Source organism: Azospirillum oryzae (genome assembly GCF_008364795.1).
GTDB classification, from domain to species: domain Bacteria; phylum Pseudomonadota; class Alphaproteobacteria; order Azospirillales; family Azospirillaceae; genus Azospirillum; species Azospirillum oryzae.
The window spans coordinates 127,834-152,998 of record NZ_VTTM01000009.1 but is presented as its reverse complement, the minus strand read 5'-3'; the positions used below and the strand labels follow the sequence as shown (position 1 = coordinate 152,998).

Here is a 25,165-nt window from a genome sequence, read left to right as displayed (position 1 = left end):
AACGCTCGGCGAAGGGCGGGGGACCCTCCACAAAAGCTGTGCACAGAAGTTATCCACAGGCTGGGAAGTCTGGGGATAACGGCGACCGGGCTTTGAAGCTCAAGCCCTACATCTTCCGGGGCTGGTCCGGATGCGCCGCGTCGGGCATCGCGCCCAGCGCCTGGAACACGCCGTCGATCTGGTCGGCAACGCGGTAGAGGGCGGAGCGGTCGATGCGGGCGAAGCCCTGGGCGACCATGTGGTCGATCAGGCCCAGCAGCGGGCGCCAGTAGCCGTCGACGTCGGCGATGACGATCGGCTTGTCGTGCAACTGCAGCTGCTTCCAGGTCAGGATCTCGAAGGCCTCGTCCAGCGTGCCCAGCCCGCCCGGCAGGATGACGAAGGCGTCCGACCGCTCCACCATCATGCGCTTGCGGGTATGCATGCTGTCGACGACATGCAGTTCGGTCAGGCCGGTGTGCTCGATCTCCGCCGACTGGATGTGTTCGGGGATGATGCCGACCACCTCGCCGCCGGCGGCGATGGCGGCGTCGGCGGCGATTCCCATCAGCCCGACCCGGCCGCCGCCATAGACCATGCGGATGCCGCGGCGGGCCAGCCCGTCGCCCAGCGCATGGGCGGCTTCCTTGTGGACATCGGCGACGCGGCTCGACGCACCGCAATAGACGCAGACGGACGACAGGCTCTTCATCGCGGGTCAACCTTTCTCGCCACCGCCACCCATCGGGAGCGGGGCCGCAAAAAATCCGGTGAATGCCATGGAATATCGGGCGAGGGCGGCGCGTCAACAGCGGCACAGGCACCGTTAAGAGCCACGGCATCATCGGGAGGGACCACATGAGCAACCGGGTCGTCAATGTCCTTGCGGCGGCATCCGTCGCCGGTCTGATGTTCGCGCTGTTCGGCATGTCGGCGCAGAGCGCCGGCGCCGCCGATCCGGCGGAGCAGGTGAAGGACCGGCAGCAGACCATGAAGAAGATGGGCGGCGGCATGGGCGCGGTCGCCAAGTTCGTGAAGAACGAGGGCGCCACCGCCGAGGACGCGGCCAAGGGGGCGGAAGCCGTGCTGGCGGTGTCGAAGATGGACCCGAAGAAGATCTTCCCCGAAGGCACCGCCGTCGGCGTGGCCGACAGCGCCGCCAAGCCGGAGCTGTGGAAGAACTGGGGCGAGGTGCAGAAATACTGGGGCGCCGTCGAGCCGGCGGCCGAGAAGCTGGAGGCCGCGCTGAAAAGCGGCGACCGCGCGCAGATCGCCCAGGCGCTGGGCGCCACCTCCAAGGCCTGCGGAAGCTGCCACGAGGACTTCCGCGTCAAGAAGAACTGACCGGTGCGGCGTCTCCTGACCGCCGCGTCCGTGCTGCTGCCGCTCGCCGCCGCGGGCGGCGCCGCGCATGCCGCCGGCGATGCTCCCGCCGGCGATGCCGTCCAGCGGGGCGCCTACATCTTCAACGCCGCCGGCTGCCTCGGCTGCCACACCGACGTGAAGGGCGGCGGTCAGCCGCTGGCCGGCGGCCGGGCGCTGGCGACGCCCTTCGGCACCTTCCACACCCCCAACATCACGCCGGATCCGGTGACCGGCATCGGCCGGTGGAGCGACGCCGACTTCATCCGCGCCCTGCGCGAGGGCGTACGCCCGGACGGCGCCGCCCTGTTCCCCGCCTTTCCCTATGCCGCCTACACGCGGATGACCGACCGCGACCTGCTGGACCTGAAGGCCTATCTGTTCAGCCGCCCGGCGGTGGCGGCCCCGAACAAGCCGCACGACCTGACGCCGCCCTTCTCCTGGCGATTTCTGCTGCCGGTCTGGCAGTGGCTGTACCTGACCCCCGGCCCGGTACCCGACGACCCGGCCAAGCCGGCGGCCTGGAACCGCGGGCGCTATCTGGTCGATGCGCAGGGCCATTGCGCCGAATGCCACAGCCCGCGCACCCTGCTGGGCGGGCTCGATGCCGACCGCTATCTGGCCGGCAACCCGGACGGACCGGACGGCGACAAGGTGCCGGGCATCACCGGAGCCAAGGGCAAGGGCGGGGTCGGCGGCTGGTCGGACGGCGACCTGACGCTATTCCTGGAAACCGGCCTGACCCCCGAAGGCGACGTCGCCGGCGGCGCCATGGGAGAGGTCGTGCGCAACACCACCTCCAAGCTGACGGCCGACGACCGCGCCGCCATCGTCGCCTATCTGAAGACGGTTCCTGCGAAGGAGTGAGTCTTCTCGGCAACAGGCGCCGATTCGCTGCGGATTCATGATCCTATGGGGCAACCGAGCCCGTTTGGCGGATGGTTCCGCTCCAACGGCGCCATTCTTTTGCGACCTGTCCTTCTGCTATAGTCAGTCATCCTGCCATTGTGGTGGGCCGCCGGATGGGTGCTCAGGTGAAACGAAACGCGTTGTTCGCAGCTTTGGGCGTGGCTCTGATGGGCGGGGCGGCGGCGGTCGCCTTGTGGCCGGCAGGCAAACCGGCCGAGGAGCCGGCGACATTGGCCCTTGCCTCGGCCCCCGGCACCCCGGCTGCATCGGCGCAGTCGGCCGCACAGCCGGCCACACAGACGGCCACACAGACGGGGACTCCGGCGAAGGCCGCCGCGGCGCCGGAACCGGCGAAGCCCGCTGCTCCCAGCTTCGACGTGGTGCGGATAGCGCCGGACGGCGCGACGGTGATGGCCGGCCGCGCGGCACCCGGTTCGGAGGTCACGGTCACCGACGGCGGAAATCGGGTCGCGTCGGCCAAGGCCGACCAGCGCGGCGAGTGGGTGATGCTGCCGGACAAGCCGCTGTCCCCCGGCACCCGCGAACTGAACCTGACCGAGACCCGTCCCGGCGCCGATGCCCCGCTGCCCGCCGACAAGGTGGTCGTGGTGATGGTGCCCGAGCCCGCAGCGAAACCCGCACCCGAGTCGTCGGCCGCGGCCACGAGTCCGGCCGCTCCGGTCGCCGTGGCGGTGCCGCGCGACGGGCTGGCCAGCGCGTCGCCCGCCATGGGTGGCAGCTCGGTCCTGCAGGCTCCGCCGGTTCCGGAAAACGGGGCGCCCCCGCCGCCGGGCGGCGTGTCGGTGGAAACAATGGACTATGATCCCGCCGGCCGGGTGGCGCTGGGGGGACGGGCGGCGCCCAACAGCGCTGTCCAGCTCTATCTCGACAACATCCTCGTCGGCAGCGCCCACACCGACCCGAAGGGCAACTGGCGCCTGACCCCGGAAAAGCTGATCGACCCCGGCGTCTACACCCTGCGCGCCGATCAGATCACCCAGGGCGGAAAGGTGGTGGCACGGGCCGAACTGCCGGTCCAGGTTTCCGCCATGCCGGCGGCCTCCACCGACGGCCGCAACATCGTCGTCCAGCCCGGCAACAGCCTGTGGCGGCTGGCCCGCCGCACCTATGGCGACGGCATGCTCTACACCACCATCTACACCGCCAACCGCGAGCAGATCCGCAACCCGGACCTGATCTATCCCGGCCAGATCTTCGCGCTGCCGCAGGTGAATTGAGGGGGAGACCCTTCTACTACGGCTGTGAGTTTCCGCAGCTACTGTCAGCCGTCATCCTTGCGAAGGCGACATCGCATCCACGCAATTCCAGGCATTGCTAAGCCTCTGAAGAAAAAAGGAACTTTCCGTCATCCCCGCGTTCGTGGGGATGGCGGCCGAGGATCGCGCGGGAATGAAGCGGGATACGGAGCGGTTCAAATCTTAAAGACGCTTTTCAGAACCCTTGTCCAATGTTCACCTTTCCAAAAACCTGCTGATCTGCCGTCGATTTCCTGTGCCTTTGGCGCAGATGAGGCAGAGGCCACCTTCGCCGCGACGAGGTGAGCGAATTCGAGGGGTGAATCTGGCGTTCAGCGCTGTACGATTGCAGTCATGAGAAAATATATGCCGAAATATTGCATATCTGGCAAACGATTCTTTCCGGCGTGATGAAAACGATATTGCGTTGTTGATCTTCCCGAAGGGAAGAAGCCATGGACTATGAACTTAGTTGCTATATCACTTTGTCGTCAGCTCCCGAGCATGGGGAGGCAAGGGAGAAGTTGATTAAAGCCGTGAATACGTTCGAAACCGATCTGAGGCAAGCGGGCATCGGCTATGCTCTTGACCTTCAGAACATCCGGCAAGCTCGTACCGTGATCCATAGCGTGCACGCTGGCACTGAAATGCGGCGAGCCGCCGCCGAGCCGGATGAGGACACGCCATTAGGCGGCCACGAATAGCGCGTTGAAGTTCGGGGAAAACAGCTAAGCCTCTCAGTTCTGGGTCCAATAACCATATAAGAGGCGGTTCCCGGAACTCACCTCCGATGCCCCCATCGCAGATACTGGCTGATCTGCGGTCGGTTTTCTGTGCCTTTGGCGCAGAGAGGTGGGCATGAGACCGACAGCTGCGGACTTGGTTGCGGCTCAGTCCGGCGGCATCCGACCGATGGCGGCCCAGCCGAGCGGGGTGAGGCGCAGCACCTCCGGCCCTTCGCCGGCCGGGTTCGGGTCCAGCGCCACCAACTCGCGGTTCTCGAACCACGCCCAGCGCGCCACCTCGGCAGTGGTGCCGGGCCAGCCGTCGGCCAGACGCTTCAGAACCTCCAGGTCGGCCGACGCGATGGGGAAACGCGGCTTCGGCACGATCACCTTCTTGACGGGCGCCGGGGCCTCTTCCGCCTTCGCCGCCAGCGGCGGGGAATTGGCCCCGGCGCGGGCGCGGATCCAGTCGGTCTGATAGTTGCGGAGCGCCTGTTCCAGCTCCGCGCGCGCCGGTTCCACCGGGCAGCGCAGATAGGCGTCCAGCAGGGCGTACAGCGCGTTCGTTGCGTCGGTCATGTCCGTCACCAAAGTCCAAACCGAAAAAGGTCGGCCCGAAAACCCCGACCCGAAATCTCGTCCGTCACAGCCATCCCATCCGCCGGAAGCGGACAAAGAGCGCGCCGCAGACCGCGGCGATCACCGCCAGCACCGCCGGGTACCCGTAGCGCCAGTGAAGCTCCGGCATATGCTCGAAGTTCATGCCGTACAGGCCGGCGACGGCCGTCGGCACGGCAAGGATGGCGGCCCAGGCGGCCAGCTTGCGCGTCACGTCGTTCTGCCGCGCGGTCGCCAGGATCATACTGGTTTCGAAGGCGAAGGACAGCACCTCGCGCAGCGAGCCGATCTGCTCGTTGACGCGGATCACATGGTCCTGGACGTCGCGGTAATAGGGGCGGATCGCCGGGTCGATCATCGGCAGGTCGAAGCGCTCCAGCCGCGAACAGACCTCCAGCAGCGGAGAGGCGTTGCGGCGCAGCCGCTCCAGGTCGCGGCGCAGCTGGTGGATGCACTCGATCTCCGTCATGCTGGGCGGGCGGGCGATCAGCAGGGCGTCCAGTTCGTCCGCCGTGGTGGCCATCTGGTCCAGCACCGGGAAGTAACAGTCCACCACATAATCCATGATGGTGTAGACGATGAAGTCCTCGCCATGCTTCAGCAGATGCGGCGCGCTTTCCGCCCGCGCCCGCACCGGCGAATAGCTGGTCGAGGCGCCGTGCCGCACGGTGACGACATAGCCGCGGCCGGCGAAGACATGGGTCTCGCCCAGCACCAGCTCGCCCTTTTCCAGCCGGGCGGTGCGCAGGACCATGAACAGGCTGTCGCCATAGATATCCACCTTCGGGCGCTGGTGGGCGTGCAGCGCGTCCTCCACCGCCAGTTCATGCAGGCCGAACTGCTGCTTCACCTCCATCAGCAGCGCCTCGTCCGGCTCCCACAAGCCGATCCAGACGAAGTGCCCGTCTTTTGCGGCCCAGGCGCCGGCCTCGGCCAAGGGTACGTCGGCTATGCGCCGGCCTTCGCAATAGGCGGCGCTCGCCACCACTGCGTTGTGGGTCGGGGTGGGTTCCGGCGGCAGCGTCATGGAAGTGAAAACCGAATGGGAGGCGACAGGTCGGCGCCACTCTAAAGAGGTTCCCCGGCAGCGTCGACGGATCCGGTGGCACCATTTGGGCGGATTGGCCGGCTCATGCGTTTCCACTGCCAAGGACCAGCTTTGGAAGAGGGAAGGGCGATGTTCCAGTCGGCGGCGCGCGGAATGTATCTGCTGGCGGCGGTGACGCTCAGCCTGTTCTCCCTGCTGTTCATCGGCCTGTCCGCCCTGACGGTGTTCGAAGGCATGGTGGCGCTGGACAGTGCCGTCCTGACCTCGGCCATGCTCGACGGGGTCGGGATGATCGTGCTGGCCATCGCCGTGTTCGAGATCGCCAAATACCTCTACGAGGAGGAGATCGTCCGCGAACGCGAGCTGCGCCGCGCCGACGAGGCCCGCCGCACCCTGACCAAGTTCCTGACCACCATCATCATCGCCGCCAGCCTGGAAGGGCTGGTCCTGGTGTTCGAGGCGCGCACCACCGAGATCTCCGGCATCGTCTATCCGGTGATGCTGCTGGGGGTGGTCACGTTGCTGGTGGTCGGGCTGGGCGCCTTCCAATGGCTGGCGCGCCGGGCCGAGAGCATTTATGTCGACCCCCGAGCCTCCGAAGCCGACGAGGCGGAGGAGGGAAAGCGGCCGGAGGCATGAACCGGCACGGCATAGGCGGACATGGCGGGATCCGGACCCCGCACTGTCCGCCTTTCGCCATGATTGACCCGCCCATGCCGCCTGCGCCAAGCTTGCCGCCGTCCAAGGTGGTGAGGGAGATGGGGCATGGCCCGCGATACGGGCACTTACACGGCCGTCTACGGCTTTCCGGAATCGGCCGATGCCGCGCGCCGTCTGGCCCAGGTGCTGGACATTCCCTGCCACATTGCCGAACTGCACCGCTTCCCCGACGGCGAAAGCCTTGTCCGCCTGCCGGAGCCGGTGGAGCGCGCCATTGTCTACCGCTCGCTCGACCGGCCGAACGACAAGCTGGTGGAGTTGACCCTCGCCGCTTCGGTCCTGCGGCGCCAGGGGGCGACCGACCTCTGTCTGGTGGCGCCCTACATGGCCTACATGCGCCAGGACGCCGTCTTCCGGCCGGGCGAGCCGGTCAGCCAGACGGTGGTCGGCGAGTGGCTCGGCCGCTGCTTCGACCGTTTCGTCTGCGTCGAGCCGCACCTGCACCGCACCCACACGCTGGACGAGGTGTTCGTCGGCCGCCCCTCCATCGCGCTGAGCGGCGCCGCACCCATCGCCGCGCATTTGCGGGCCGCCGGTGTGGCCCCCGGCACCGTCATCATCGGTCCCGACGAGGAATCCGCCCCGCTGGTGGAGGCGGTGGCCGGGCCGCTCGGCCTCACCGGCATCGTCGGCCGCAAGGAGCGGCGCGGCGACCGCGACGTGACGGTGGCGCTTCCCCCCGACGCGCCGATCCATGGCCGGCCGGTGGTGATCGTCGACGACGTCATCAGTTCCGGCGAGACGATCTTCTCCTGCGCCCGCGCGGCGCGGGTGCTGGGGGCGGAGCGGGTGCAGGTCTACGGTGTCCACGCCCTGTTCAGCGACATCGTCGCCGAACGCTTCGCCGCGGAAGGTCTGGGCCGCCCGCTGTCCTGCGACGGCGTGCCGCATCCCTCCAACGCCCTGTCCCTCGGCGGACTGATCGCAGACGCCATCAAGTCTTTCGTAAGCGAATGAAAGAATAGCGGGTGCGACCATTAAGCCCGTCCTTCGGCGGATTCTATGCCGAGGGCGGGTTGCCTTTTATGACAATTTTTATATAACTGTCGCCAATCCAATGCGGCGTCACACCGATTGTGCGCCGCATCATCTGTATTGGGTGAGCGACATGGCGGGCGATGGGCGGACGGACGGGCGGATGGGGGCCGATGCGGGCTTCTTCGGGCTCGAGGCGGAGGAGCGCGGGCTTCTGGCCAGCATGGGGCGGCTGATCGACCGCAGTCTGCCGGACCTGTCGGAGCGCTTCTATGCCCACCTGTCCCGCTGGCCGGAAACCCGCGCCCTGCTGCAGGCCCACGGCGATCTGTCCGGGCTGAAGCGCCGGCAGGCCGATCACTGGCGCCTGATGTTCCAGGATGCGGGCTCGCCCGAGCATGAGGCGCGCTGCCGCGCCGCCGGGGAGGCGCACAGCCGCATCGGTCTGGAGTCCTCCTGGTACATCGGCGCCTATGGCGTGGTGCTCAGCGACCTGCTGGCGCTGGTCCAGGGGGCGCTGCGCTGGCGCCCGGCCATGGCGCGGCGCGCGGTGGCGGCGGTGGCCCGCGCCGTTTCCTTCGACATGGACCGGACGCTTGCCGGTTATGGCCTGCCGGCGGCGGGTGCGGGCGGACAGGGCTGCGGCCGCGCGCTGGGCGACTTCGCGTCGTCGCTGATGGACCGGACCATCGAGGTGGCGATGGCGATCAATGACGCGGCGGTCGCCAACGCCCAGATGGTCGGACAGCTGCGCGCGGTCGATCAGGAATCCCAGGGCATCGCCGCCGCGACTGAGGAGACGGTGACCGGCATCCAGGAGATCTGGGCGCGCAGCCGCGATGTCGCCGCCCTGGCCGGACAGGCGCAGACGGTGACCGCCGACGGCGGCCGCACGGTGCATGAGGCGGTCGTCCGCATGGAACAGATCGCCGGCGCGGTGGAAGGCGCGGCGATGCGGGTCGGCGAGCTGTCGGTCGCCTCCGAACGCATCGCGGAAATCGTCTCCACCATCGAGGCGATCGCCAAGCAGACCAACCTTCTCGCCCTCAACGCCACCATCGAGGCGGCCCGCGCCGGGGAGGCCGGAAAAGGCTTTGCCGTCGTGGCGAGCGAGGTGAAGAGCCTGTCCAACCAGACCGCCCGCGCGACCGAGGACATCCGCCTGCGCATCGATTCCCTGAAGGCGGAAATGGGCGCCATCGTCGCCTCGATGGAGGACGGCACCCGTGCCGTCGCCGCCGGGCAGGCGGCGATCCGCGCGGTCAGCGACCGGATGAGCGACATCGGCGACCATATCGGCCGCACCGAACAGCGCATGTCCGACATCGCCAGCATCCTGACCCAGCAGTCGGCAGCCGCCAACCAGGTGGCCTCCGGCACCTCCCGCATCGCCGAGAGCAGCGCGTCGAACAGCGCCGCCATCCTGCGCAGCGTGCAGGCCACGCGCGGGGTGGAGACCCTGCTGGGCAACCAGCTGAAACAGCTGATGGAACAGGACATTCCCGGCAAGATCGTCAAGATCGCCAAGGTCGACCACGTCATCTGGAAGAAGCGGCTGGCAGACATGCTGGTCGGGCTGGAGACCCTGCGCCCGGACGAACTGGCGAGCCACGAGGCCTGCCGGCTGGGCAAGTGGTATTACGGCCCGTCGTCGATGGCCTACCGCGCCCATTCGGCCTTCGTCCGGCTGGAGGCCCCGCACCGCCGGGTCCACGACCACGGCAAGGCCGCCGCCCGCGCCTTCGCCGACGGCGACATGGACCGCGCGCTGGCCGGGGTGGCGGAGGTGGAGCGCGCCTCCCAGGAGGTGATCGCCCTGCTCGACGAACTCGACAAGGCCGGGCTGGCGGTCGGTGCGACACCGGCTGCGGCGGTGGGCTTCTGACCCGGCCGCCGGTAACACTAACGATAGGGGAAGGAACTGGTGTAGTCTGGCGGGGCAGCCGCCACGGGAGGCGGTTCGGTGTTGGCGAAGCAGTGATGGCGATGCGCGGGGGCGGTCCGTTGAGCGGAGGCGTGTGATGTCGAAGGTGACGGACGTCGTGCTTCGGATGTCCCGCAAGCTGACCGAGGATATCGCCGCCCTGGGCCGCCAGCGCGCCGCCGGAAAACCGAAGACCTTTCCGCGCTTCCGCGAGATCCGGGCGGCCTATCTGGACATCCAGGGGCTGATCTTCTCGATCCAGGAAAGGCTGGAGGTCGCCGGGAAGGAGCTGCCGCCGAACTTCCCGCAATGGGTGACCCGGCAGAAGCTGAGCGCCATCGCCATCTTCACCGACATCAGCCATTCCTTCGTCAGCGACCCGCCGCTGGCCCTGACCGCCTCGCTGGGGGCCTTCGACGTGCTGGTGGCGGAGCAGAAGGCCTTCAACGAAACGCTGCACACCTTCGACACCATGCTGATGGAAGCCGGCATCGACGACAGGATGGCCGACGAGCTCGACGCCACCCGCACCAAGATCGAGCAGATCCTGGGGATGATCGAACAGTTGCTGCTGACCAGTCCGAAGATCCTAGAGGAGTTCTGATGCCGGAGCCGGCAGCCGCGTCCAAGGCCGATCCCAAGCTGGATCCCAAGCCGGATCCCACTGCGGAAAGCCAACCTGCCGCCGGTTCGGAACCCTCCTTTCGTCGCTTCCTTCGCAATCTGAACTTGCCGGTGGCCGTTCCCGTTCTGGCGTTGATTGCCGGTGCCGGCCTGTCCGTGATGGCGATGCTCCATTCCGGCCGCCTGCTGCATCGGGAGGAGGAGCACCGCTTCGCCGCGAGGGTCGAGGAAATCCACGGCCAGCTCGCCGACCGCCTGCGGGTGTACGAACAGGTGGCGCGCAGCGCCGCCTCGCTGGCGATGACCTTCCCCGACCTGCATTGGACGCAGTGGAGCCGCTTCGTCGAGGCGCTGGACATGCCTCAGCGCTATCCCGGCATCATCTCCATCGCCTATGCTCGCGCGGTCGCGGCCGGCCGGGCCGGCGATCTGGTGGCGTCGATGCGGGCGGCCGGCCTGTCGGACTTCCGCATCTGGCCCGAGACGGCGGGCGCGGAGCGGGTGGTCAACATCTTCACCGCCCCGGTCAACGAAGGGAACGTGCGGGCCATCGGCTTCGACATGATGTCGGAGGCGGTCCGGCGCTCCGCCATCGAACGGGCGCGCGACACCGGCGAGCCCGCCGCCACCCGCGCCATCACGCTGAAGATCGACGAGGCGACCGGGGCCGGCCCCGCCTTCATCCTCTATCAGGCGACCTACCGCGGCGATCCGCTGCCGCCGTCGCTGGAGGCGCGGCGTGCGTCCTTCACCGGCGTGGTGCTGACCCCGGTCAGGATCGGCCCGCTGGTCGACGGGCTGATCGACGCGAACCGCCGGGACACCGGCATCGAGATCTTCGACGTGCCGCCGGCGGATGCCGAATTTCCGCTGTACCGCAGCCGCCGCCCGCTGGACTCCACGGTCGCCATCAGCCTGATGCGGGAACTGCCGGTCGGCGGGCGGGTGTGGACCGTCCGTTACGACAGCCTGCCCGACGGCCTGTTCACCGCGCATGACTGGGTGCCCGGCGCGCTGCTGGCCGGGGGGCTGGCGCTCAGCCTCGCGCTGGCGCTGGTCCTGCGCATGGCGCTGGTGACCCATTCCCGCGCGGTGGTGCTGGCCGGGGAGATGACGGCCTCGCTCCGCCTGCAGGAGGCGGAACGGCAGCAGCTGTTCACCCAGGCGCCGCTGGGGATCGCGCTGGTCGGCGCCGACGGGCTGGTGCTGGACTGCAACCCGGCCTTCGCCGCCGCCGCCGGCCTGCCCCGGCAGGAACTGCTCGGCACCGACCTGCGGCTGCGCTTTGGCGATCAAGCGTCGGTCTTCGCGCTGGAGGCGGCGCTGCAGGGGGAGAGCGGCAAGCTCGAATCCGACCAGCCCCTGCTGCTGGGCGGCCGGCGCAGCCATTTCAGCCTGCATTTCCAGCCGGTCATCGCCGACGGCGCGCAGAAATTCGTCCTGGCCTTCGCCGAGGACATCGGCGAGAAGCGCCGGGCCGAGCAGCACATCCAATATCTGGCCCATTTCGATGCGCTGACCGGCCTGCCCAACCGCGTCCTGCTGTACGACCGCATCGCCCAGGCCCTGCGCGAGGGGCGGCGCGACGGCACCAAGGTGGCGGTGCTGTTCATCGACCTCGACCGTTTCAAGGTCATCAACGACAGCCTGGGCCACAGCTTCGGCGACGAGGTGCTGCGGTCGGTGGCGCGCCGGCTGCAATCGGGTCTGCGCGAATCCGACACCGTCGGCCGGCTGGGCGGCGACGAGTTCCTGATCGTCGTCCGTCGGGTGATGGAGCCGAACGATGCGGCCTGCGTGGCGGAAAAGGTGGTGGCGCATCTGGCCAGCCCCTTCGCCGTCGGCGGCCAGAATTTCGTGGTGACGCCCAGCATCGGCATCAGCCTGTATCCCGACGACGCCGAGGATCCTGAAGGGCTGATCCGCTGCGCCGACATCGCCATGTACCATGCCAAGGAGCAGGGCCGGAACGGCTTCCGCTTCGTCACCAAGGAGATGGGCGCCAAATCGCGCGAGCGCATGGATCTGGAGGGCAGCCTGCGCCAGGCCATCCGCGACGGCCAGCTGTTCCTGGTCTACCAGCCGCAGGTCGATACCCTGACCGGCCGTATCGTCGGTCTGGAGGCGCTGATCCGCTGGCGCCACCCCGACGAAGGGATGATCCTGCCCGGCCGTTTCCTGCCGGTGGCGGAGGAGACCGGTCTGGTCCTGGCGATGGGCGACTGGGTGCTGTTCGAGGCCTGCGCCCAGATCCGGCGCTGGCGGACCCGCTTCGACCTGTCGATCCCGGTGGCGGTCAACGTGTCCGGCGCCCAGTTCCGCGACGGCCAGCTGCCGGCCAAGGTCGCCCGCGCGCTGGATGCCAACGGCCTGAGCGGCCCGGAGCTGGAGATCGAGGTGACGGAAAGCACGCTGATCGACGACGTCGAATCGGCGGCGGCGACGCTGGCGGCGTTGAAGCAGCGCGGAGTCTTGATCGCGCTGGATGATTTCGGCACCGGCTATTCCAGCCTCAGCTATCTGCACCGTCTGCCGATCGACAAGCTGAAGATCGACCGGTCCTTCATCCACGATTTGTCGACCGGCGCCAGCGACTCCTCCGTCCCCCGCGCCATCGTCGGCCTGGGCCGCAGCCTGGGCCTGTCGGTGATCGCCGAGGGTGTGGAGACCCAGGAGCAGCTACAACTTCTGCGCGATCTCGCCTGCGAAAGCTACCAGGGCTTCCTGTTCAGCCGCCCCATCCCGGTCGAGGAGGTGGAGCGGTTGCTGGAGAAGCTGACGGCGGTGCAGCCCCCCGTGCAGTCGGTGTCGGCGGAGTGAGGGCGCCGTGCCTCACTCATACACGGCGTCGCGCGGGCCGGTATCTCCCAACGCCATCTTGACGAAGGCGTCAGCCGTCAGGTCTGCGTCGAGCAGCGCGCCATGGTGGGCGAAGCGATCGCTCCGGTCGAGCCACAGCCGGTCGCACAGCGCATCGAGCGAGCCGGAAGCGCCGGGGAAGACCGCGTGCGACATCTCCTTGGTACAGATGAACCGGTCCGCCGTGAAGGTGTCGGCACCCCATGCGGCGCGTCCGCAGCGCGCGAACTCGTGGTTCAGGAAGTCCATCTCGTTCTCATAGGCATGGGCCACCAGAAGATCCTCGCCCAGAAAGGCGAGAAGCGCGTCGGCGACTTCGGGAAAGCGGGGCGCCGTCTTCAGGTCGGCGGGCTTGATGCCGTGCACCTTGATGGAGTCGGGATGGAGAGGGGCGTCGGGGTTGACCCGCGACTCCCAACTGCGCGCTTTCCTCCAGCCATCGCCCTCGCGGATGAGTTCGAGACACCCGATCTCGATGATGATGCCGGGCTGACGCAGGCCCTTGGGCGCCTTGCGGATGTCCTGGAGGCTCGGCAGGCGCCGTCCGGTCGTCTCGATGTCGATTGCGACCAGCCGGTCACGTCCTTCCCATGGCTGCATGCTCATTGAGATCCAATCTTTCTTCGGTGGAGCCACCTGTGGCACGGATGTGAAACGAGGACAACGCTCCGTCACACCGCCCAGAGTAGCATGGCGAAAGCGCCATGACCGGCGCGACCGCTGGCGAGCAAGGAGTATCGCTGTGAAAATTCCCGGCCCCGAGCATCCCATCACCATCGTCCCCAACCCGAATCGGATCCGTGTCGTCTTCGCCGGCCGGGTCGTCGCCGAAACGGCACGCGCCCTGACGCTGACCGAGGCGAATTTGCCCATGGTCCACTATATTCCCCGTGCGGATGCCGACATGACGGCCTTCGAGCGCACGGCGCACACGACGCATTGCCCTTACAAGGGGGATGCCGCTTACTACAGCCTGCGCGTGGGTGATCGCGTCGCGGTCAACGCTGTCTGGACCTACGAAACCCCCTATCCCGCCGTGGCCGCCATCCGCGACCATTTGGCGTTCTATCCGGACCGCGTCGATTGCATCGAAGAGCACGCGGCCCCATAGCGGCAGCCGGCGGAAGGCTCCGCCTGCGGTGCGGTTCTGATAGCAATGCCGGCTGCGTCTGCTTCTGACTCGAAGCGGACCTTTCGCAAGGGAATCTCATGGAAGTATCCAGATAGGCGGCTGTCGCTCAAAACATTTGGAGGATGGGTGATGGATACCTATGTCACTTATAACGCGAATGTCTTTTTTCGAGTTTCCCCAAAGCTTATTTGTGGCTTCGCGCCCGTCCTTACCCTCAAGCGCCGCAATGATACCAGCCTCAACCGTCAGCTTCAAATTTGTAGCTGCATCCTGCTTCTTATTTCCGGTACAAGCGTTCACCACAATATCACCGGGTTGGTAATAACTTGAGAGGCGCTCCACGAAGTTGCAACAGCCGCCTCTCTCCCAAACAGCTTTAAATACCTTGTCCCTCTCTACCGCTATCGCCTCTGTTAATTTTCTGTTTAGGGAGCATTGATATTGGACCGCATTAACTAAAAACAAAGGAGTGTTGATTTTATAATTAGGAATTAGAGAAAGGTATCGGTTTTCCAAAAATTTCTGAATACGATAGCCGGACCTGCCGCGCTTAAATCCTGCAGCGGGGCCAACTTGCACGAAAGTTCCATCGATTTGGCGATTGAATTCTTCGATGTGTGGCGATTCAAGTATCACTATTACAGAGATATAATTCCTAGCATTTGGAATTTGCGCATAGTTCCACATCTTTCCATTCGAGCAGCCATTGATCCACTTATCCTCGCATATTACCTGTGCATATTCACAAGAATTCGGGGCTCTGGAACCTAAGGAATCTTCAACGATTTCGTTAAACTCAAGCATCGACCCACTTTCTAATTATATTCATGGAAGAGATAAACAAATTTGCATGACAAACAGAAATATTAGAATAAATTATGACTTAATCAGAAGATGGGCGGTTTTGACTTTCGCTTATGACCGCTCGTGGCGCTTTGCGGACGCTCCAAAACGCTCCTTTTTGCGATGCCTTTTCAGATATCAAGGCATCCACCTGATGTGCAAAATTCTTGCAGATCGGTGTCGAGAGTGTCGCCCAGTTGTAAGACCGGGCGCGAGTTGGTGCCGGCGACCGGCTGGCCGCTCGACCAGGGCGACGCGTATCGCGCTGGTCGGGCTGCTGCTGATCGGCATCGAGGAAACAGATGATTTACGGCTTATTGTAGCCGTTAATACGGAAAAATAACTCACCCTCAAGCTGTCTTATTTTTTCATTTGCGACTTTTTCGTAGTGTTCCTGAGTTGTTTTGTATTTGCAGTCCCTATTTTCGAATATAGGACCGCTTGTTTTCACAAGACTTATTGCATTTTTTATATGTTCTTCAGTCATGAGCCTGATTTGCTTTGGGTATGCACCATTACCTTCTATCCACTCTCCCGCTCGTGCCTGAAAAAGCCATGGGAGTCCATTTTCCCATTTCTCTATTTCATTTTCCTTAGGAGTTTTTCTTGGCATTCTGCATATCCTTTATGTTTTATTTTCTATACTGAAGGTAATCAGTGCAACGCTAGTTTGCGTGATACCCTTTTAACGAGTTACTTCTACCGCGAGCGTCACAGTATACGCGAAATTTTGATCGCCGCCAACATGCCGGCGAGCGAATCGCTCAGGGTGCCGCCGCGTCGTCTGCGCCGGGCAGCAGGCGCCAGGGGGCTCAGCTGTTGCGGTTCTGAACATGGGGCCGACAGGTGCCGGCTTTGCCCATCCCGCTCCAGGGACAGGCGAAGCCGGCATGGTCGCCGTCAGCTGCGTTTGATCGCGCTTTCCCAATAACGATGAAGCGCCGCGACGTCGCCGCTGGTCAGGATCGGCATGGCGCTCCGCAACTGGTCGTCGGACCACTCCCACCACGCCATCTCAAGCAGCAACGCAACAAGATGGTCATCGAAGCGCTTCCGGATCGTTCTGGCGGGGGAGCCACCGACAATCGCATAGGGCTCGACGTCCCGCGTTACCAGCGACCTTGTGCCGATCACGGCACCGTCGCCAATCGTGATACCGGGCATGACGATGGCTTCCGAACCGATCCAGACGTCATTGCCGATCACCGTGTCGCCTGCCGGCTGGTAGCCGTTCTGCGCACCGGCGAATGCCGGCACGTCGGGCATCCAGAAGAAGGGAAAGGTGCTGATCCAGTCGCTCCGGTGGCCTTGGTTGCCCGCCATGATGAACGCTGCGCCAGACCCGATCGAGCAAAAGCTGCCGATCACCAGCTTGTCGGCCCCGTCGTCCGGGAGAAGAAACCGGGCGCAGTCATCGAAGCTTTGGCCATGATAATAGCCGGAATAATAGCTGTACCGGCCAAAAACGATGTTCGGGTTGGTGACCTGCTTTTCCAGAAGGACGCCCTTGAAGGGGTTTTCGAAAAAGTTCTTCATCGGATCGCTCCGCTGCATCTGAGCCGCCAGATAGGCGGTTTCCTGTCCGCGTGGGCGCGCAGACAACCAACGCGAGCCGCCAATCGGGGTGCTCACGTCAAAGCTCTTCGCGTCAAGCGCGCGAGAGCGCGATGCAGGTGGTACTTGGTGCGGCCTTCATGACGAGGATATTTGCAGCGGAACAGTCGGATCGCAAGAGCGAGAGGGGAGGACCTCCCCTGTGCCGATGGAGCGACCCCCATCTCCATTTTCAAAGAACGCCACCGGAAAGGAAAATTTTCCTGTAATCTCCCCCGCAAGCCCCCCGACTTGTGGAGTTCCGCCATGCCACTCGATCCCCGCAGCTTCACCACCGACAATTTCCCCCGTTGGGCCGAGGAGCCGCCGACCCCGTCCGAAGGCTCGCTGGTCCCCGGTTCGCAGTTCCATGAGGAACAGTGGATCATGGCCGCCGGCATGCTGGCGCGCGGCAACAGCTTCCTTCAGGTCTCGCGCGCCATGGGGTGCAGCCGGACCACGCTGTGGCGGGCCTATTACGGTTCCAAGGATTTCCGTCACAGGGTGTGGTGGGAGCGGCAGGCGCTGAACCGCGAGGCGGAACTGCGCCTGTCCTCGCTGCGGGTGCTGGTGGCCGAGCAGATCGAGCGGCTGGTCACGTCGGGCGATCCCGCCACCGTGCGCTGGCTGGCCGAACGGCTCGGCCTGTTCGCCGGCCTCGACCTGCCCACCGCCAAGCAGCAGGCCGCCCAATCCGACCAGCCGCCCGCCCCGAGACCGGCCCCGAAACCCGAAGACCCGCCCGCCGTCGTCGTCCCCGAACTGGATGACGACGCCATCCCCGGCGCGATCCGCGAACGCCATCCGCCCAGCCCGGCGCAGGTCGCCGCCGTCCTCGCTCAGCCTGAGGCGGCGGGGCCGAAGGGCGTCTTCCCCTACACGCTCAACCAGTATGAGGAGTACCCCAACCTCAACCCCGGCCCGGTCAGCCGCCGCGCCGCCGGAGCCTTCGCCGGCCGGCGGTAGATGGAACGTCCGGCGGAAACTGTTCCACGCCGTTCCATCCCTCCCCCCGGCCGCAGCGCCGGTGCCGTCAGAAACGCAGCCCGCCGCCGGCCTCCGCAGCACCCCCCATCAGATCCAGCGTCGCCAGCGCCATCACCTGCGCCGACTGCACCATGTCGTCGATGCCGACCCATTCGTCGGGCTGGTGGGCGAGGTCGAGGATGCCGGGGCCGTAGGCGATGCAGTCCTTCAACTGGCCGACGCGCACCACATGCTTCTGGTCATAGGTGCCGGGGGAAACCACATGCTGCGCCGGGCGGCCCAGCACCGTTTCGATGGCGGCGGCCACCGCCCGCACCACCGGCGCGTCGGCATCGGTCATCGTCGGCAGGAAGGCCAGAACCTCACGCAGCTCGTACGCGAAGCCGGGGCGGGTGCGACGCAGATCCTCCAGGATGGCGACGATCTCGCCGCGCACCGCCTCGGGGTCCTCCTCGATCAGGTAGCGGCGGTCGATCACCATGCGGCAGCGGTCGGGCACCATCGGGCTGGGCAGGCCGCCATGGTCCTCGCGCTGGCCGCCATGGATGGCGTTGATGTTGATGGTGGATTGGCGCGCCCCCTCCGGCACCACCGGCATCCCGGTGCGCTTGGCGGCGAGGCGGGGGATCAGTTCGGTCTCGATCCGGTGCAGCACGGCGCCCATGTGGCGCACCGCGCAGTTGCCGAGGAAGGGCATGGAGCCGTGGGCGACGCGGCCCTTGGTCTCGATCTCCGCCCACCAGACGCCGCGATGGCCGATGCAGACCCGGTCGACGTTCAGCGGCTCCGGAATGATGACGTGGTCGACTCTGGGCTGCGAGAAATAGCCGAGCTTCGCCAGATGCCCGACCCCGCCATAGCCGCCGGATTCCTCGTCCACCGTGCCGGAAATCTCCAGGGCGCCCGCCGTCAACAGCCCTTCCTCCAGCAGCGATTCCACGGCGATGATCGACGCGGCGATGCCGCCCTTCATGTCGCAGGCGCCGCGGCCATAAACCCGGCCGTCCTTCACCACCCCGCCGAAGGGATCGACGGTCCAGCCCTGGCCGGCCGGCACCACGTCGATGTGGCCGTTGAAATGGACGCAGGGTCCCGGTCGCGGTGCCTCGATGCGGGCGACGACGTTGGTGCGCGGATAGCGGTCGCTGTCGCCGGCCGCCCCCTCCGCCCGCACATACTCGACAGCGAATCCGCGCGCCGCCAGCCGCCGGCCGATCAACTCGGCGCAGTCGGTATAGACGTCGCCCGGCGGGTTGACGGTGGGGATGCGGATCAGATCCTGCGTCAGCGCGACCAGATCGTCGCGCCGCGCCTCGATACGGCGGAACAGCAGCTTCGTTGCGGCGTCGGTGTCGGAACGCATGGCCTCTCCCGCGGCAAGGACGGGTTCAGTGTCTCCGCAACCGGATGGTCCGTCCACCCCGCCTTTCGGGAGTTGTTATTGTGCGGCGCACTTTCCCCCGCCGGCCGGGACCGCTACAGTCGCGGCGCCCCTCAGCGGAGAAGCTTTCCATGACCGTCACGCACCCCATCGGGCTGAGCGCCCCGACCCTGGCCGACCCGGTGATCGCCGAGGCCGCGGCCCGCTTCGTCGCTGCCCGCCGCAGCGCGGCCGGCCTTGCCGACTTCCCCGGTCCGCTGCCGGCCGACCTTGCCACCGCCTACGCCATCCAGGCGACGGCGACCGCTGCCTGGCCCGACGAGGTTGCCGGCTGGAAGGTGGCGCGGGTGCCCCCGGCGCTGGAGGAGACGCTGGGCGCCATGCGCTACATCGGCCCGATCTTCGCCCGCACGGTGTCGGCCGCCGATGGCGGGCCGCTGAGCTTCCCGGTCATTCCCGGCGGCTTCGGCGCGGTGGAGGCGGAGTTCGCGGTGCGCATCGCCGCCGACGCCCCCGCCGACAAGCTGGACTACAGCCCGGCGGAGGCCGCCGCCTTCATCGCCGCCGTCCATGCCGCCATCGAGGTGGCGGGCGGGCCGCTGGCTCCGGTCAACACGCTCGGTCCCACCGCCTCGACCTCCGTCTTCGGCAACAACACCGGCCTGATCGTCGGCGAGGAGATCGTGGGTGGGGTGGAGGGCGCCGACGCGCTCAGGGCCGAGGTGCTGATCGACGGGCAGAGCGTCGGCGTCGGCAGCGCCGCCAAGCTGCCGGGCGGCATCGCCGCCGCGGTCGCGGTCGCGCTCAGCATGGCCGTGCGGCTGGGCCGGCCGCTGAAGGCCGGGCAGTGGGTGTCCACCGGCGCCCTGACCGGCGTCCACTCAATCGCCATCGGCCAGCAGGCGCGGGTGACCTTCACCGGGCTGGCGCCGATGTCGGGCACCGCCGTTGCGGCCGGCGCAACCGCCTGACGCAATCCAGGGTATGGCGGCGGTCATGGCCGGCCGCCGCCTTGGTTGAAGCCAAACGGCAGCGGGGATGCTTGAATGGCGGTCCCTCTCCAGCCGCCGGAAACGCCGCCTTGTCCCAGTCCAGCCTGTCCTCCGAAGCCGCGGCGACGCGGTTCCTGCCGCCGGTCCAGATCCTGGTCGGGCTGGGCCTTGCCATCGCCGGGGTGATCGCCTTTTCGCTGCGGCCGGTCATCATCAAGCTGGCCTACCGCTACAACGTCGATCCGGTCACCCTGATCATGCTGCGCATGGTCTTCGCGCTGCCCTTCTTCCTGGGCATGGCGCTGTGGTCGGGGGTGAAGAAGGGAGCCAGGAAAGGAGAGTATGCGCCGATCGCCGGACGCGACCTCGCCCTGACCGTGGCGCTCGGGATCACCGGCTATTACGCCGCCAGCTTCTGCGATTTCCTGGGCTTGCGCTATGTCTCGGCCGGGATGGGGCGGTTGCTGCTGTTCCTCTACCCGACCATCGTCGTGGTCCTGTCCGCCCTGTTCCTCGGCAAGCGCATCGGCCTGCGCGAGGTGGTGGCGCTGGTGGTTTCCTACGCCGGCGTCGCCCTGGTGGTGTGGTCGGAGATCGGAACCGGCCATCCCGACTTCATGACCGGGGCGGGATTGGTCTTCATGGGGGCCTTCCTCTATTCGATCTATCTGGTCGGCAGCAGCCGGGTGGTGCAGCGGATCGGCTCGATGCGCTTCACCGCCTATGCGATGACGGCGGCCTGCCTCTGCTGCATCCTGCAGTTCCTGGTGCTGCGTCCCCTGTCGGCGCTCGACCTGGCGCCGGCGGTCTTCGGTCTGTCGGTGGTGATGGCGGTCGTCTGCACCGTGCTGCCGGTGCTGATGACGGCGGAGGCGCTGCGGCGGGTCGGTCCCAATCTGGTGGCGCTGAGCGGCGCCATCGGCCCGGTCGCCGCCGCCGTCTTCGGCTATCTGGCGCTGGCCGAGCCGATGGGCTGGCTGCAGTTGGCCGGCGCCGCCCTGACGGTGGCCGGCGTCATGATCATCAGCCTGTGGAGGACCGCCTGATCCCGCATTTTTCATGGAATAACCGCCGTCCCGCCGCCGTCCCTTTCCAAAGCCATTGGGAAAGGGACAAGCGATGACGAACCATGCCACCGCCTACGAGACCGGCGCCGCCACCTCCTGGCAGGATGCCCTGCTGCTGGCCGCCCGCGTGCTGCTGGGCGCCATCTTCGTGCAGAGCGGCTTCGGCAAGCTGATGGCGCTCGGCGGCTTCATCGCCGGGATGGAGAGCCAGGGCGTGCCGATGGCCACGATCGTCGCCCCCGTTGGCGCGCTGGTCGAGGCGCTCGGCGGGCTTGCCATCGTGCTGGGCGCCTGGACCCGGCTGGCGGCGCTGGCGGTCGCGGCCTTCACCGTCGCCGCGACCCTGATCGCCCACCGCTATTGGGACGCGGCGCCCGACGCCATGAAGATGCAGCAGATCCAGTTCATGAAGAACCTCGCCATCATCGGCGGCTTCCTGTCACTGGTGGCGTCGGGGGCCGGGCGGTTCAGCGTCGATGGCTGGCGCGCCCGGCGCTGATCTTACTCGTCATACGCCGTCAGCGAGATGCTGGGTACGTCGATGCGGTCGCGGCCATTCAGGAAGGTCAATTCCACAAGGAAGGCGGCGGCGCGGACGTCGGCGCCGACCTGACGCAGCAGATTGATGGCGGCGGCCATGGTGCCGCCGGTCGCCAGCAGATCGTCCAGCACCACGACGCGCTGGCCGGGCTTCACGGCGTCGGACTGCACCTCGATGGTGTCGGTGCCGTATTCCAGGTCATAGGAATGGGCGATCTTGTCGCCCGGCAGCTTGCCGTGCTTGCGCACCATGATGAAGCCGATGCCCAGCGCCAGCGCCAGCGGGGCGGCGACCAGGAAACCGCGCGATTCGATTCCGACCAGCAGATCCGGCTTGTGCGGGTGCACCGCCTCGGCCAGCTCGTCGATGGCGGCCTTCCAGGCGGCGCCGTTCGCCAGCAGCGGCGAGACATCGTAGAACAGGATGCCGGGCTTGGGAAAATCCGGAATGCCGCGGATATGGTCTTTCAGGTTCATCGGAGGTCGTTTCCGCAATAAATCATGTGCCGGCATAAACGGCCCGGTCTGCCGCCGGGCACTCTAGCGGTTGCCCACCCCGGCGCAAAGACGGGAATGGACGCTTTGGCGGTGCCGCCATTTTACCGCATGGGGTTGACCATCCGGCGATGCTCAGCCACGTTCCAGGCGCACCGGCCACGTACCGGTGGATGTGCGGAGGCGTGCGGCGGAGCCTGTGGCTGGGACTTTGGCGACGGATGGGGCGGCGGACGAGATCCGGATCGATGCCGGACCGGAGGACGGCGGGTGGCGGATCGGCGCCGCCGGGCGCTGGACCCTGGATGCTGCCACCGCAGCGTCCGATGCGCTCGACCGCGCTCCGAAACCCCAGGAGGGTGCCGCGGTGCGTCTCGACATGGCGCGGGTGGAGGCGCTCGACACCGTCGGCGCCTATCTGCTGAACCGGATGGCCGAGCGGCTGGGGGCCAACGGACATGCGGTGGCGATCGTCGGTCTGCGGCCGGAGCATGCCGCCCTGTTCGATGCCGTGCGCGACGCAGGCAAGGCGCCGCCGCATCCGATCGAGCGCGAGCATCACCCGATCCTCGACATGATCGTCCGCACCGGCGAGACGACGGTGAGCGCCGCTAAGGAAATCCTCGATCTCGTCGGTTTCCTCGGTCTCGTCACCGTCACCTTCGCCCGGCTGATCCTGCGCCCGTCGCGCCTGCGCCTGACCTCCGTCCTGTTCCACATCGAGCAGACCGGGCTGAACGCCCTGCCGATCCTGGGGCTGCTGTCCTTCCTGATCGGCGTTGTGCTGGCTTTCCAGGGGGCGGACCAGCTGAAACGCTTCGGGGCGGAGCTGTATGTCGTCAACCTGCTGGGCATCTCCGTCCTGCGCGAGATCGGCATCCTGATGACGGCGATCATCGTCGCCGGCCGCTCCGGCTCCGCCTTCACCGCGCAGATCGGCACCATGAAGGTGAACCAGGAGGTCGACGCCATCGGCACCATGGGTCTCGATCCGGTGGAACTGCTGGTGGTGCCGCGGGCGCTGGCGCTGATGATCACCCTGCCGCTGCTGGCCTTCTACGCCGACGTGATGGGGCTGTTCGGCGGGGCGGTGATGGCCTATGCCACGCTGGACATCACCTTCGGGCAGTTCATCCGCCAGCTTCACAGCGCGGTCGGCATCAACACGGTGATCGCCGGCCTGATCAAGGCCCCGGTCTTCGCCCTGGTGATCGCCATGGTCGGTTGTTACGAGGGGCTGAAGGTCTCCGGCAGCGCCGAGAGCGTCGGCATCATGACCACCAAGGCGGTGGTGGAGGGCATCTTCCTGGTGATCGTCATCGACGCGGTCTTTTCCGTCCTCTTCTCCATGCTGGGGGTGTGATGGCCGGCGCTCCCGTCATCCGCGTGCGTGGACTGGTCACCCGCTTCGGCCCGCAGACCGTCCATGACGGCCTCGACCTCGACGTCGAGCGGGGGGAGGTGCTGGGCGTCGTCGGCGGCTCTGGCACCGGCAAGTCGGTGCTGCTGAAGGAGATCCTCGGGCTGATCGAGCCCGCCGCCGGGCGGATCGAGCTGCTGGGCCACGACACCGCCGAACTGGACCGGGCGGAGCGCACGGCTCTGCAGGCCCGCACCGGCGTGCTGTTCCAGAACGGCGCCCTGTTCAGCTCCATGACGGTGGCGGAGAATGTGATGCTGCCGCTGAAGGAGCACACCGACCTGCCCCCGGCGCTGATCGCGGAGGTGGCCCGGGTGAAGATCGCCATGGCCGGCTTGCCGCCCGATGCCGGCACCAAGCATCCGGCCCAGCTGTCGGGCGGCATGATCAAGCGCGCCGGTCTGGCCCGCGCGCTGGCGCTCGACCCTGACATCCTGTTCCTGGACGAACCGACCGCCGGTCTCGATCCCATCGGCGCCGCCGCCTTCGACACGCTGATCCAGAGCTTGCAACGCAGCCTGGGGCTGACCGTCTTCATGGTCACCCACGATCTGGACAGCCTGACCTCGATCTGCGACCGCATCGCCGTGCTGGTCGACAAGAAGATCCGGGTGGGGACCCTGGCCCAGCATCTGGCCGATCCACACCCGTGGATCCACGATTATTTCCACGGACCGCGCGGCCGCGCGGCCCTCGACGCGAAAGAGCGCAATGACGCTCGCCAGCTTGCGAAAGGGTAGGGGCACGTCATGGAAACCCGCGCCAGCTATATCCTGGTCGGCAGCTTCGTGCTGGCGCTGGTCGCCGGCCTGCTGGTCTTCACCGCCTGGATCGCCAAGGTCCAGCTGGACGAGACGCGCGAGACCTACCGCATCTATTTCACCGGCTCCGTCACCGGGTTGCAGCAGGGAAGCCCGGTGCGCTACCGCGGCGTGCCGGTGGGCACCGTGTCGGACATCCGGCTCGACCCCGACAACGTGACGCGGGTGCGGGTGACGATCGAGGTGCAGAACGGCACGCCGATCATGTCCGATTCCATCGCCTCGCTGGAGGTGCAGGGGATCACCGGCGGCGCCTATGTCCAAATTTCCGGCGGGGCGATGGGGGGCAAGCGGCTGACCGCCACCGATGCCGACGGGGTGCTGACCATTCCGTCTCGGCCCAGTTCGCTGACCGCGGTGGTGGACAGCGCACCGCAGCTGGTCAACCGCTCGCTGGAGGTCATCACCAAGCTTGGCGAGATGCTGAACGGTGAGAACCAGAAGGCGATCGGCGACATCCTGGCCAATGCCCGCACCATCAGCGCCGAGCTTGCCCGCGCCAGCGCCGGTCTGGAGGAAACCATGACCCAGGCGCGGCGGACGCTGAACGGGTTCGAGGCGGTCGGGCCACAGCTTGACCGCACGCTGGCCCAGACGCACGATACGCTGGCGACGGTGGACGGCACCGCCAAGCAGCTGGGTGGCGAGGCGCGCGAGCTGCTGCGGTCGCTGAAACGCACCTCCGACACGCTGAACGGCCTCGTCGCCGAAAATCGCGAGCCGGTGCGCGACTTTACCGCCACGGGACTGTATGAACTGACGCTGCTGATCACCCAGCTGCGCGATCTCTCGGGCCAGCTGTCCCGGGTGGTCACGCGGATCGAGAACGACCCGTCGAACTTCCTTTTCGGCGGGACGCGGCAGGGCGTGGAGGTGCGTGGGAAATGAGGCTTGC

At 66.7% G+C, this 25,165-nt stretch carries 26 protein-coding genes; 17 read left to right on the top strand and 9 right to left on the bottom strand.

Features of this window, described 5'->3' with window-relative positions:
• Positions 1-106 precede the first annotated feature (106 nt).
• Positions 107-691: an LOG family protein gene (locus FZ938_RS22075; RefSeq protein WP_149200594.1), complete on the bottom strand. Its 585-nt coding sequence runs from the start codon at positions 689-691 to the stop codon at positions 107-109.
• Between the two features lie 146 nt (positions 692-837).
• On the opposite strand from FZ938_RS22075, the gene FZ938_RS22070 reads away from it, so the two are divergent.
• The 4 genes from FZ938_RS22070 (at position 838) to FZ938_RS22055 (ending at position 4,210) form a co-directional block, all read left to right on the top strand.
• Positions 838-1,323, top strand: a complete 486-nt coding sequence (locus FZ938_RS22070) for a c-type cytochrome (protein WP_149200593.1) — start codon at positions 838-840, stop codon at positions 1,321-1,323.
• A gap of 3 nt (positions 1,324-1,326) precedes the next feature.
• Complete coding sequence (locus tag FZ938_RS22065; RefSeq protein ID WP_149200592.1) at positions 1,327-2,208, top strand: c-type cytochrome; 882 nt, start codon at positions 1,327-1,329, stop codon at positions 2,206-2,208.
• Positions 2,209-2,375: 167 nt separating this feature from the next.
• Positions 2,376-3,488 (top strand): LysM peptidoglycan-binding domain-containing protein, encoded by a 1,113-nt coding sequence (locus FZ938_RS22060; protein WP_246457960.1) that lies wholly within the window; start codon positions 2,376-2,378, stop codon positions 3,486-3,488.
• Positions 3,489-3,961: 473 nt separating this feature from the next.
• Positions 3,962-4,210, top strand: a complete 249-nt coding sequence (locus FZ938_RS22055; RefSeq protein WP_149200590.1) for a hypothetical protein — start codon at positions 3,962-3,964, stop codon at positions 4,208-4,210.
• Positions 4,211-4,396: 186 nt separating this feature from the next.
• On the opposite strand, the gene FZ938_RS22050 is transcribed toward FZ938_RS22055, so the two are convergent.
• On the bottom strand, positions 4,397-4,810 hold the full coding sequence (locus FZ938_RS22050) for a hypothetical protein (protein ID WP_149200589.1): 414 nt from the start codon (positions 4,808-4,810) through the stop codon (positions 4,397-4,399).
• A gap of 64 nt (positions 4,811-4,874) precedes the next feature.
• Complete coding sequence (gene corA, locus FZ938_RS22045; protein ID WP_149200588.1) at positions 4,875-5,876, bottom strand: magnesium/cobalt transporter CorA; 1,002 nt, start codon at positions 5,874-5,876, stop codon at positions 4,875-4,877.
• Between the two features lie 150 nt (positions 5,877-6,026).
• Between corA and FZ938_RS22040 the strand changes: the two genes are divergently transcribed.
• From FZ938_RS22040 to FZ938_RS22020, 5 genes are all read left to right on the top strand, one after another.
• A complete protein-coding gene (locus FZ938_RS22040; RefSeq protein ID WP_149200587.1) occupies positions 6,027-6,536 on the top strand; it encodes a hypothetical protein in 510 nt (169 codons plus the stop codon).
• 126 nt (positions 6,537-6,662) lie between these two features.
• Complete coding sequence (gene prs, locus FZ938_RS22035; protein WP_149200586.1) at positions 6,663-7,574, top strand: ribose-phosphate diphosphokinase; 912 nt, start codon at positions 6,663-6,665, stop codon at positions 7,572-7,574.
• Positions 7,575-7,755: 181 nt separating this feature from the next.
• Complete coding sequence (locus FZ938_RS22030) at positions 7,756-9,477, top strand: methyl-accepting chemotaxis protein (RefSeq protein ID WP_246799084.1); 1,722 nt, start codon at positions 7,756-7,758, stop codon at positions 9,475-9,477.
• Between the two features lie 136 nt (positions 9,478-9,613).
• Positions 9,614-10,120, top strand: a complete 507-nt coding sequence (locus FZ938_RS22025) for a hypothetical protein (protein WP_149200584.1) — start codon at positions 9,614-9,616, stop codon at positions 10,118-10,120.
• The gene (locus FZ938_RS22020; RefSeq protein ID WP_149200583.1) at positions 10,120-12,960 is read left to right on the top strand and encodes a bifunctional diguanylate cyclase/phosphodiesterase; all 2,841 of its coding nucleotides are present in this window, start codon (positions 10,120-10,122) and stop codon (positions 12,958-12,960) included. Before FZ938_RS22025 ends, FZ938_RS22020 begins: the two co-directional genes overlap by 1 nt.
• A gap of 12 nt (positions 12,961-12,972) precedes the next feature.
• Here FZ938_RS22020 and FZ938_RS22015 read toward each other — a convergent pair whose 3' ends face one another.
• Positions 12,973-13,605 (bottom strand): 3'-5' exonuclease, encoded by a 633-nt coding sequence (locus tag FZ938_RS22015; RefSeq protein ID WP_149200582.1) that lies wholly within the window; start codon positions 13,603-13,605, stop codon positions 12,973-12,975.
• A 136-nt stretch (positions 13,606-13,741) separates the two neighbouring features.
• Between FZ938_RS22015 and FZ938_RS22010 the strand changes: the two genes are divergently transcribed.
• Positions 13,742-14,110 (top strand): DUF427 domain-containing protein, encoded by a 369-nt coding sequence (locus FZ938_RS22010; protein WP_149200581.1) that lies wholly within the window; start codon positions 13,742-13,744, stop codon positions 14,108-14,110.
• Positions 14,111-14,206: 96 nt separating this feature from the next.
• Here FZ938_RS22010 and FZ938_RS22005 read toward each other — a convergent pair whose 3' ends face one another.
• From FZ938_RS22005 to catB, 3 genes are all read right to left on the bottom strand, one after another.
• On the bottom strand, positions 14,207-14,935 hold the full coding sequence (locus FZ938_RS22005) for a hypothetical protein (protein ID WP_149200580.1): 729 nt from the start codon (positions 14,933-14,935) through the stop codon (positions 14,207-14,209).
• A gap of 346 nt (positions 14,936-15,281) precedes the next feature.
• Positions 15,282-15,587 carry a hypothetical protein gene (locus tag FZ938_RS22000; protein WP_149200579.1) on the bottom strand — a complete coding sequence of 102 codons (306 nt, stop codon included), beginning with the start codon at positions 15,585-15,587 and terminating at the stop codon, positions 15,282-15,284.
• Positions 15,588-15,874: 287 nt separating this feature from the next.
• A complete protein-coding gene (gene catB, locus FZ938_RS21995) occupies positions 15,875-16,510 on the bottom strand; it encodes a type B chloramphenicol O-acetyltransferase (RefSeq protein WP_149200703.1) in 636 nt (211 codons plus the stop codon).
• A gap of 324 nt (positions 16,511-16,834) precedes the next feature.
• On the opposite strand from catB, the gene FZ938_RS21990 reads away from it, so the two are divergent.
• A complete protein-coding gene (locus tag FZ938_RS21990) occupies positions 16,835-17,533 on the top strand; it encodes a hypothetical protein (RefSeq protein ID WP_149200578.1) in 699 nt (232 codons plus the stop codon).
• A 67-nt stretch (positions 17,534-17,600) separates the two neighbouring features.
• Here the strand turns inward: FZ938_RS21990 and FZ938_RS21985 are convergent, their stop codons facing one another.
• Positions 17,601-18,917, bottom strand: coding sequence for an acetylornithine deacetylase/succinyl-diaminopimelate desuccinylase family protein (locus FZ938_RS21985; RefSeq protein ID WP_149200577.1), 1,317 nt, complete (start codon positions 18,915-18,917; stop codon positions 17,601-17,603).
• Between the two features lie 149 nt (positions 18,918-19,066).
• Here FZ938_RS21985 and FZ938_RS21980 point away from each other — a divergent pair, with 149 nt between their 5' ends.
• The 3 genes from FZ938_RS21980 to FZ938_RS21970 all read left to right on the top strand — a co-directional run bounded on the left by FZ938_RS21980 (position 19,067) and on the right by FZ938_RS21970 (position 21,493).
• Positions 19,067-19,906, top strand: coding sequence for a 2-keto-4-pentenoate hydratase (locus FZ938_RS21980; RefSeq protein ID WP_149200576.1), 840 nt, complete (start codon positions 19,067-19,069; stop codon positions 19,904-19,906).
• 110 nt (positions 19,907-20,016) lie between these two features.
• Positions 20,017-20,973 carry a DMT family transporter gene (locus FZ938_RS21975; protein ID WP_246457963.1) on the top strand — a complete coding sequence of 319 codons (957 nt, stop codon included), beginning with the start codon at positions 20,017-20,019 and terminating at the stop codon, positions 20,971-20,973.
• Between the two features lie 73 nt (positions 20,974-21,046).
• Complete coding sequence (locus FZ938_RS21970; RefSeq protein ID WP_149200574.1) at positions 21,047-21,493, top strand: DoxX family protein; 447 nt, start codon at positions 21,047-21,049, stop codon at positions 21,491-21,493.
• 2 nt (positions 21,494-21,495) lie between these two features.
• On the opposite strand, the gene FZ938_RS21965 is transcribed toward FZ938_RS21970, so the two are convergent.
• Entirely contained in the window at positions 21,496-22,011 is a 516-nt protein-coding gene (locus FZ938_RS21965; protein ID WP_149200573.1) for an adenine phosphoribosyltransferase, read from the bottom strand.
• Between the two features lie 217 nt (positions 22,012-22,228).
• Between FZ938_RS21965 and FZ938_RS21960 the strand changes: the two genes are divergently transcribed.
• From FZ938_RS21960 to FZ938_RS21950, 3 genes are read left to right on the top strand one after another with little or no spacing between them, the layout of a single operon-like run.
• Complete coding sequence (locus FZ938_RS21960; RefSeq protein WP_246457965.1) at positions 22,229-23,392, top strand: ABC transporter permease; 1,164 nt, start codon at positions 22,229-22,231, stop codon at positions 23,390-23,392.
• Positions 23,392-24,189 carry an ABC transporter ATP-binding protein gene (locus tag FZ938_RS21955; RefSeq protein WP_149200572.1) on the top strand — a complete coding sequence of 266 codons (798 nt, stop codon included), beginning with the start codon at positions 23,392-23,394 and terminating at the stop codon, positions 24,187-24,189. Before FZ938_RS21960 ends, FZ938_RS21955 begins: the two co-directional genes overlap by 1 nt.
• Before the next feature lie 9 nt (positions 24,190-24,198).
• On the top strand, positions 24,199-25,158 hold the full coding sequence (locus FZ938_RS21950; RefSeq protein ID WP_149200571.1) for an MlaD family protein: 960 nt from the start codon (positions 24,199-24,201) through the stop codon (positions 25,156-25,158).
• The last annotated feature ends 7 nt before the right edge of the window (positions 25,159-25,165 follow it).

What these genes read in the sequence shown, in the direction of transcription:
- FZ938_RS22075 (WP_149200594.1), bottom strand. Translation starts at nt 691, where the DNA reads ATGAAGAGCCTGTCGTCCGTCTGCGTCTATTGCGGTGCGTCGAGCCGC.
- FZ938_RS22070 (WP_149200593.1), top strand. Translation starts at nt 838, where the DNA reads ATGAGCAACCGGGTCGTCAATGTCCTTGCGGCGGCATCCGTCGCCGGT.
- FZ938_RS22055 (WP_149200590.1), top strand. Translation starts at nt 3,962, where the DNA reads ATGGACTATGAACTTAGTTGCTATATCACTTTGTCGTCAGCTCCCGAG.
- FZ938_RS22050 (WP_149200589.1), bottom strand. Translation starts at nt 4,810, where the DNA reads ATGACCGACGCAACGAACGCGCTGTACGCCCTGCTGGACGCCTATCTG.
- corA (WP_149200588.1), bottom strand. Translation starts at nt 5,876, where the DNA reads ATGACGCTGCCGCCGGAACCCACCCCGACCCACAACGCAGTGGTGGCG.
- FZ938_RS22040 (WP_149200587.1), top strand. Translation starts at nt 6,027, where the DNA reads ATGTTCCAGTCGGCGGCGCGCGGAATGTATCTGCTGGCGGCGGTGACG.
- prs (WP_149200586.1), top strand. Translation starts at nt 6,663, where the DNA reads ATGGCCCGCGATACGGGCACTTACACGGCCGTCTACGGCTTTCCGGAA.
- FZ938_RS22030 (WP_246799084.1), top strand. Translation starts at nt 7,756, where the DNA reads ATGGGGGCCGATGCGGGCTTCTTCGGGCTCGAGGCGGAGGAGCGCGGG.
- FZ938_RS22025 (WP_149200584.1), top strand. Translation starts at nt 9,614, where the DNA reads ATGTCGAAGGTGACGGACGTCGTGCTTCGGATGTCCCGCAAGCTGACC.
- FZ938_RS22020 (WP_149200583.1), top strand. Translation starts at nt 10,120, where the DNA reads ATGCCGGAGCCGGCAGCCGCGTCCAAGGCCGATCCCAAGCTGGATCCC.
- FZ938_RS22015 (WP_149200582.1), bottom strand. Translation starts at nt 13,605, where the DNA reads ATGAGCATGCAGCCATGGGAAGGACGTGACCGGCTGGTCGCAATCGAC.
- FZ938_RS22005 (WP_149200580.1), bottom strand. Translation starts at nt 14,935, where the DNA reads ATGCTTGAGTTTAACGAAATCGTTGAAGATTCCTTAGGTTCCAGAGCC.
- FZ938_RS22000 (WP_149200579.1), bottom strand. Translation starts at nt 15,587, where the DNA reads ATGCCAAGAAAAACTCCTAAGGAAAATGAAATAGAGAAATGGGAAAAT.
- catB (WP_149200703.1), bottom strand. Translation starts at nt 16,510, where the DNA reads ATGAAGAACTTTTTCGAAAACCCCTTCAAGGGCGTCCTTCTGGAAAAG.
- FZ938_RS21990 (WP_149200578.1), top strand. Translation starts at nt 16,835, where the DNA reads ATGCCACTCGATCCCCGCAGCTTCACCACCGACAATTTCCCCCGTTGG.
- FZ938_RS21985 (WP_149200577.1), bottom strand. Translation starts at nt 18,917, where the DNA reads ATGCGTTCCGACACCGACGCCGCAACGAAGCTGCTGTTCCGCCGTATC.
- FZ938_RS21980 (WP_149200576.1), top strand. Translation starts at nt 19,067, where the DNA reads ATGACCGTCACGCACCCCATCGGGCTGAGCGCCCCGACCCTGGCCGAC.
- FZ938_RS21970 (WP_149200574.1), top strand. Translation starts at nt 21,047, where the DNA reads ATGACGAACCATGCCACCGCCTACGAGACCGGCGCCGCCACCTCCTGG.
- FZ938_RS21965 (WP_149200573.1), bottom strand. Translation starts at nt 22,011, where the DNA reads ATGAACCTGAAAGACCATATCCGCGGCATTCCGGATTTTCCCAAGCCC.
- FZ938_RS21955 (WP_149200572.1), top strand. Translation starts at nt 23,392, where the DNA reads ATGGCCGGCGCTCCCGTCATCCGCGTGCGTGGACTGGTCACCCGCTTC.
- FZ938_RS21950 (WP_149200571.1), top strand. Translation starts at nt 24,199, where the DNA reads ATGGAAACCCGCGCCAGCTATATCCTGGTCGGCAGCTTCGTGCTGGCG.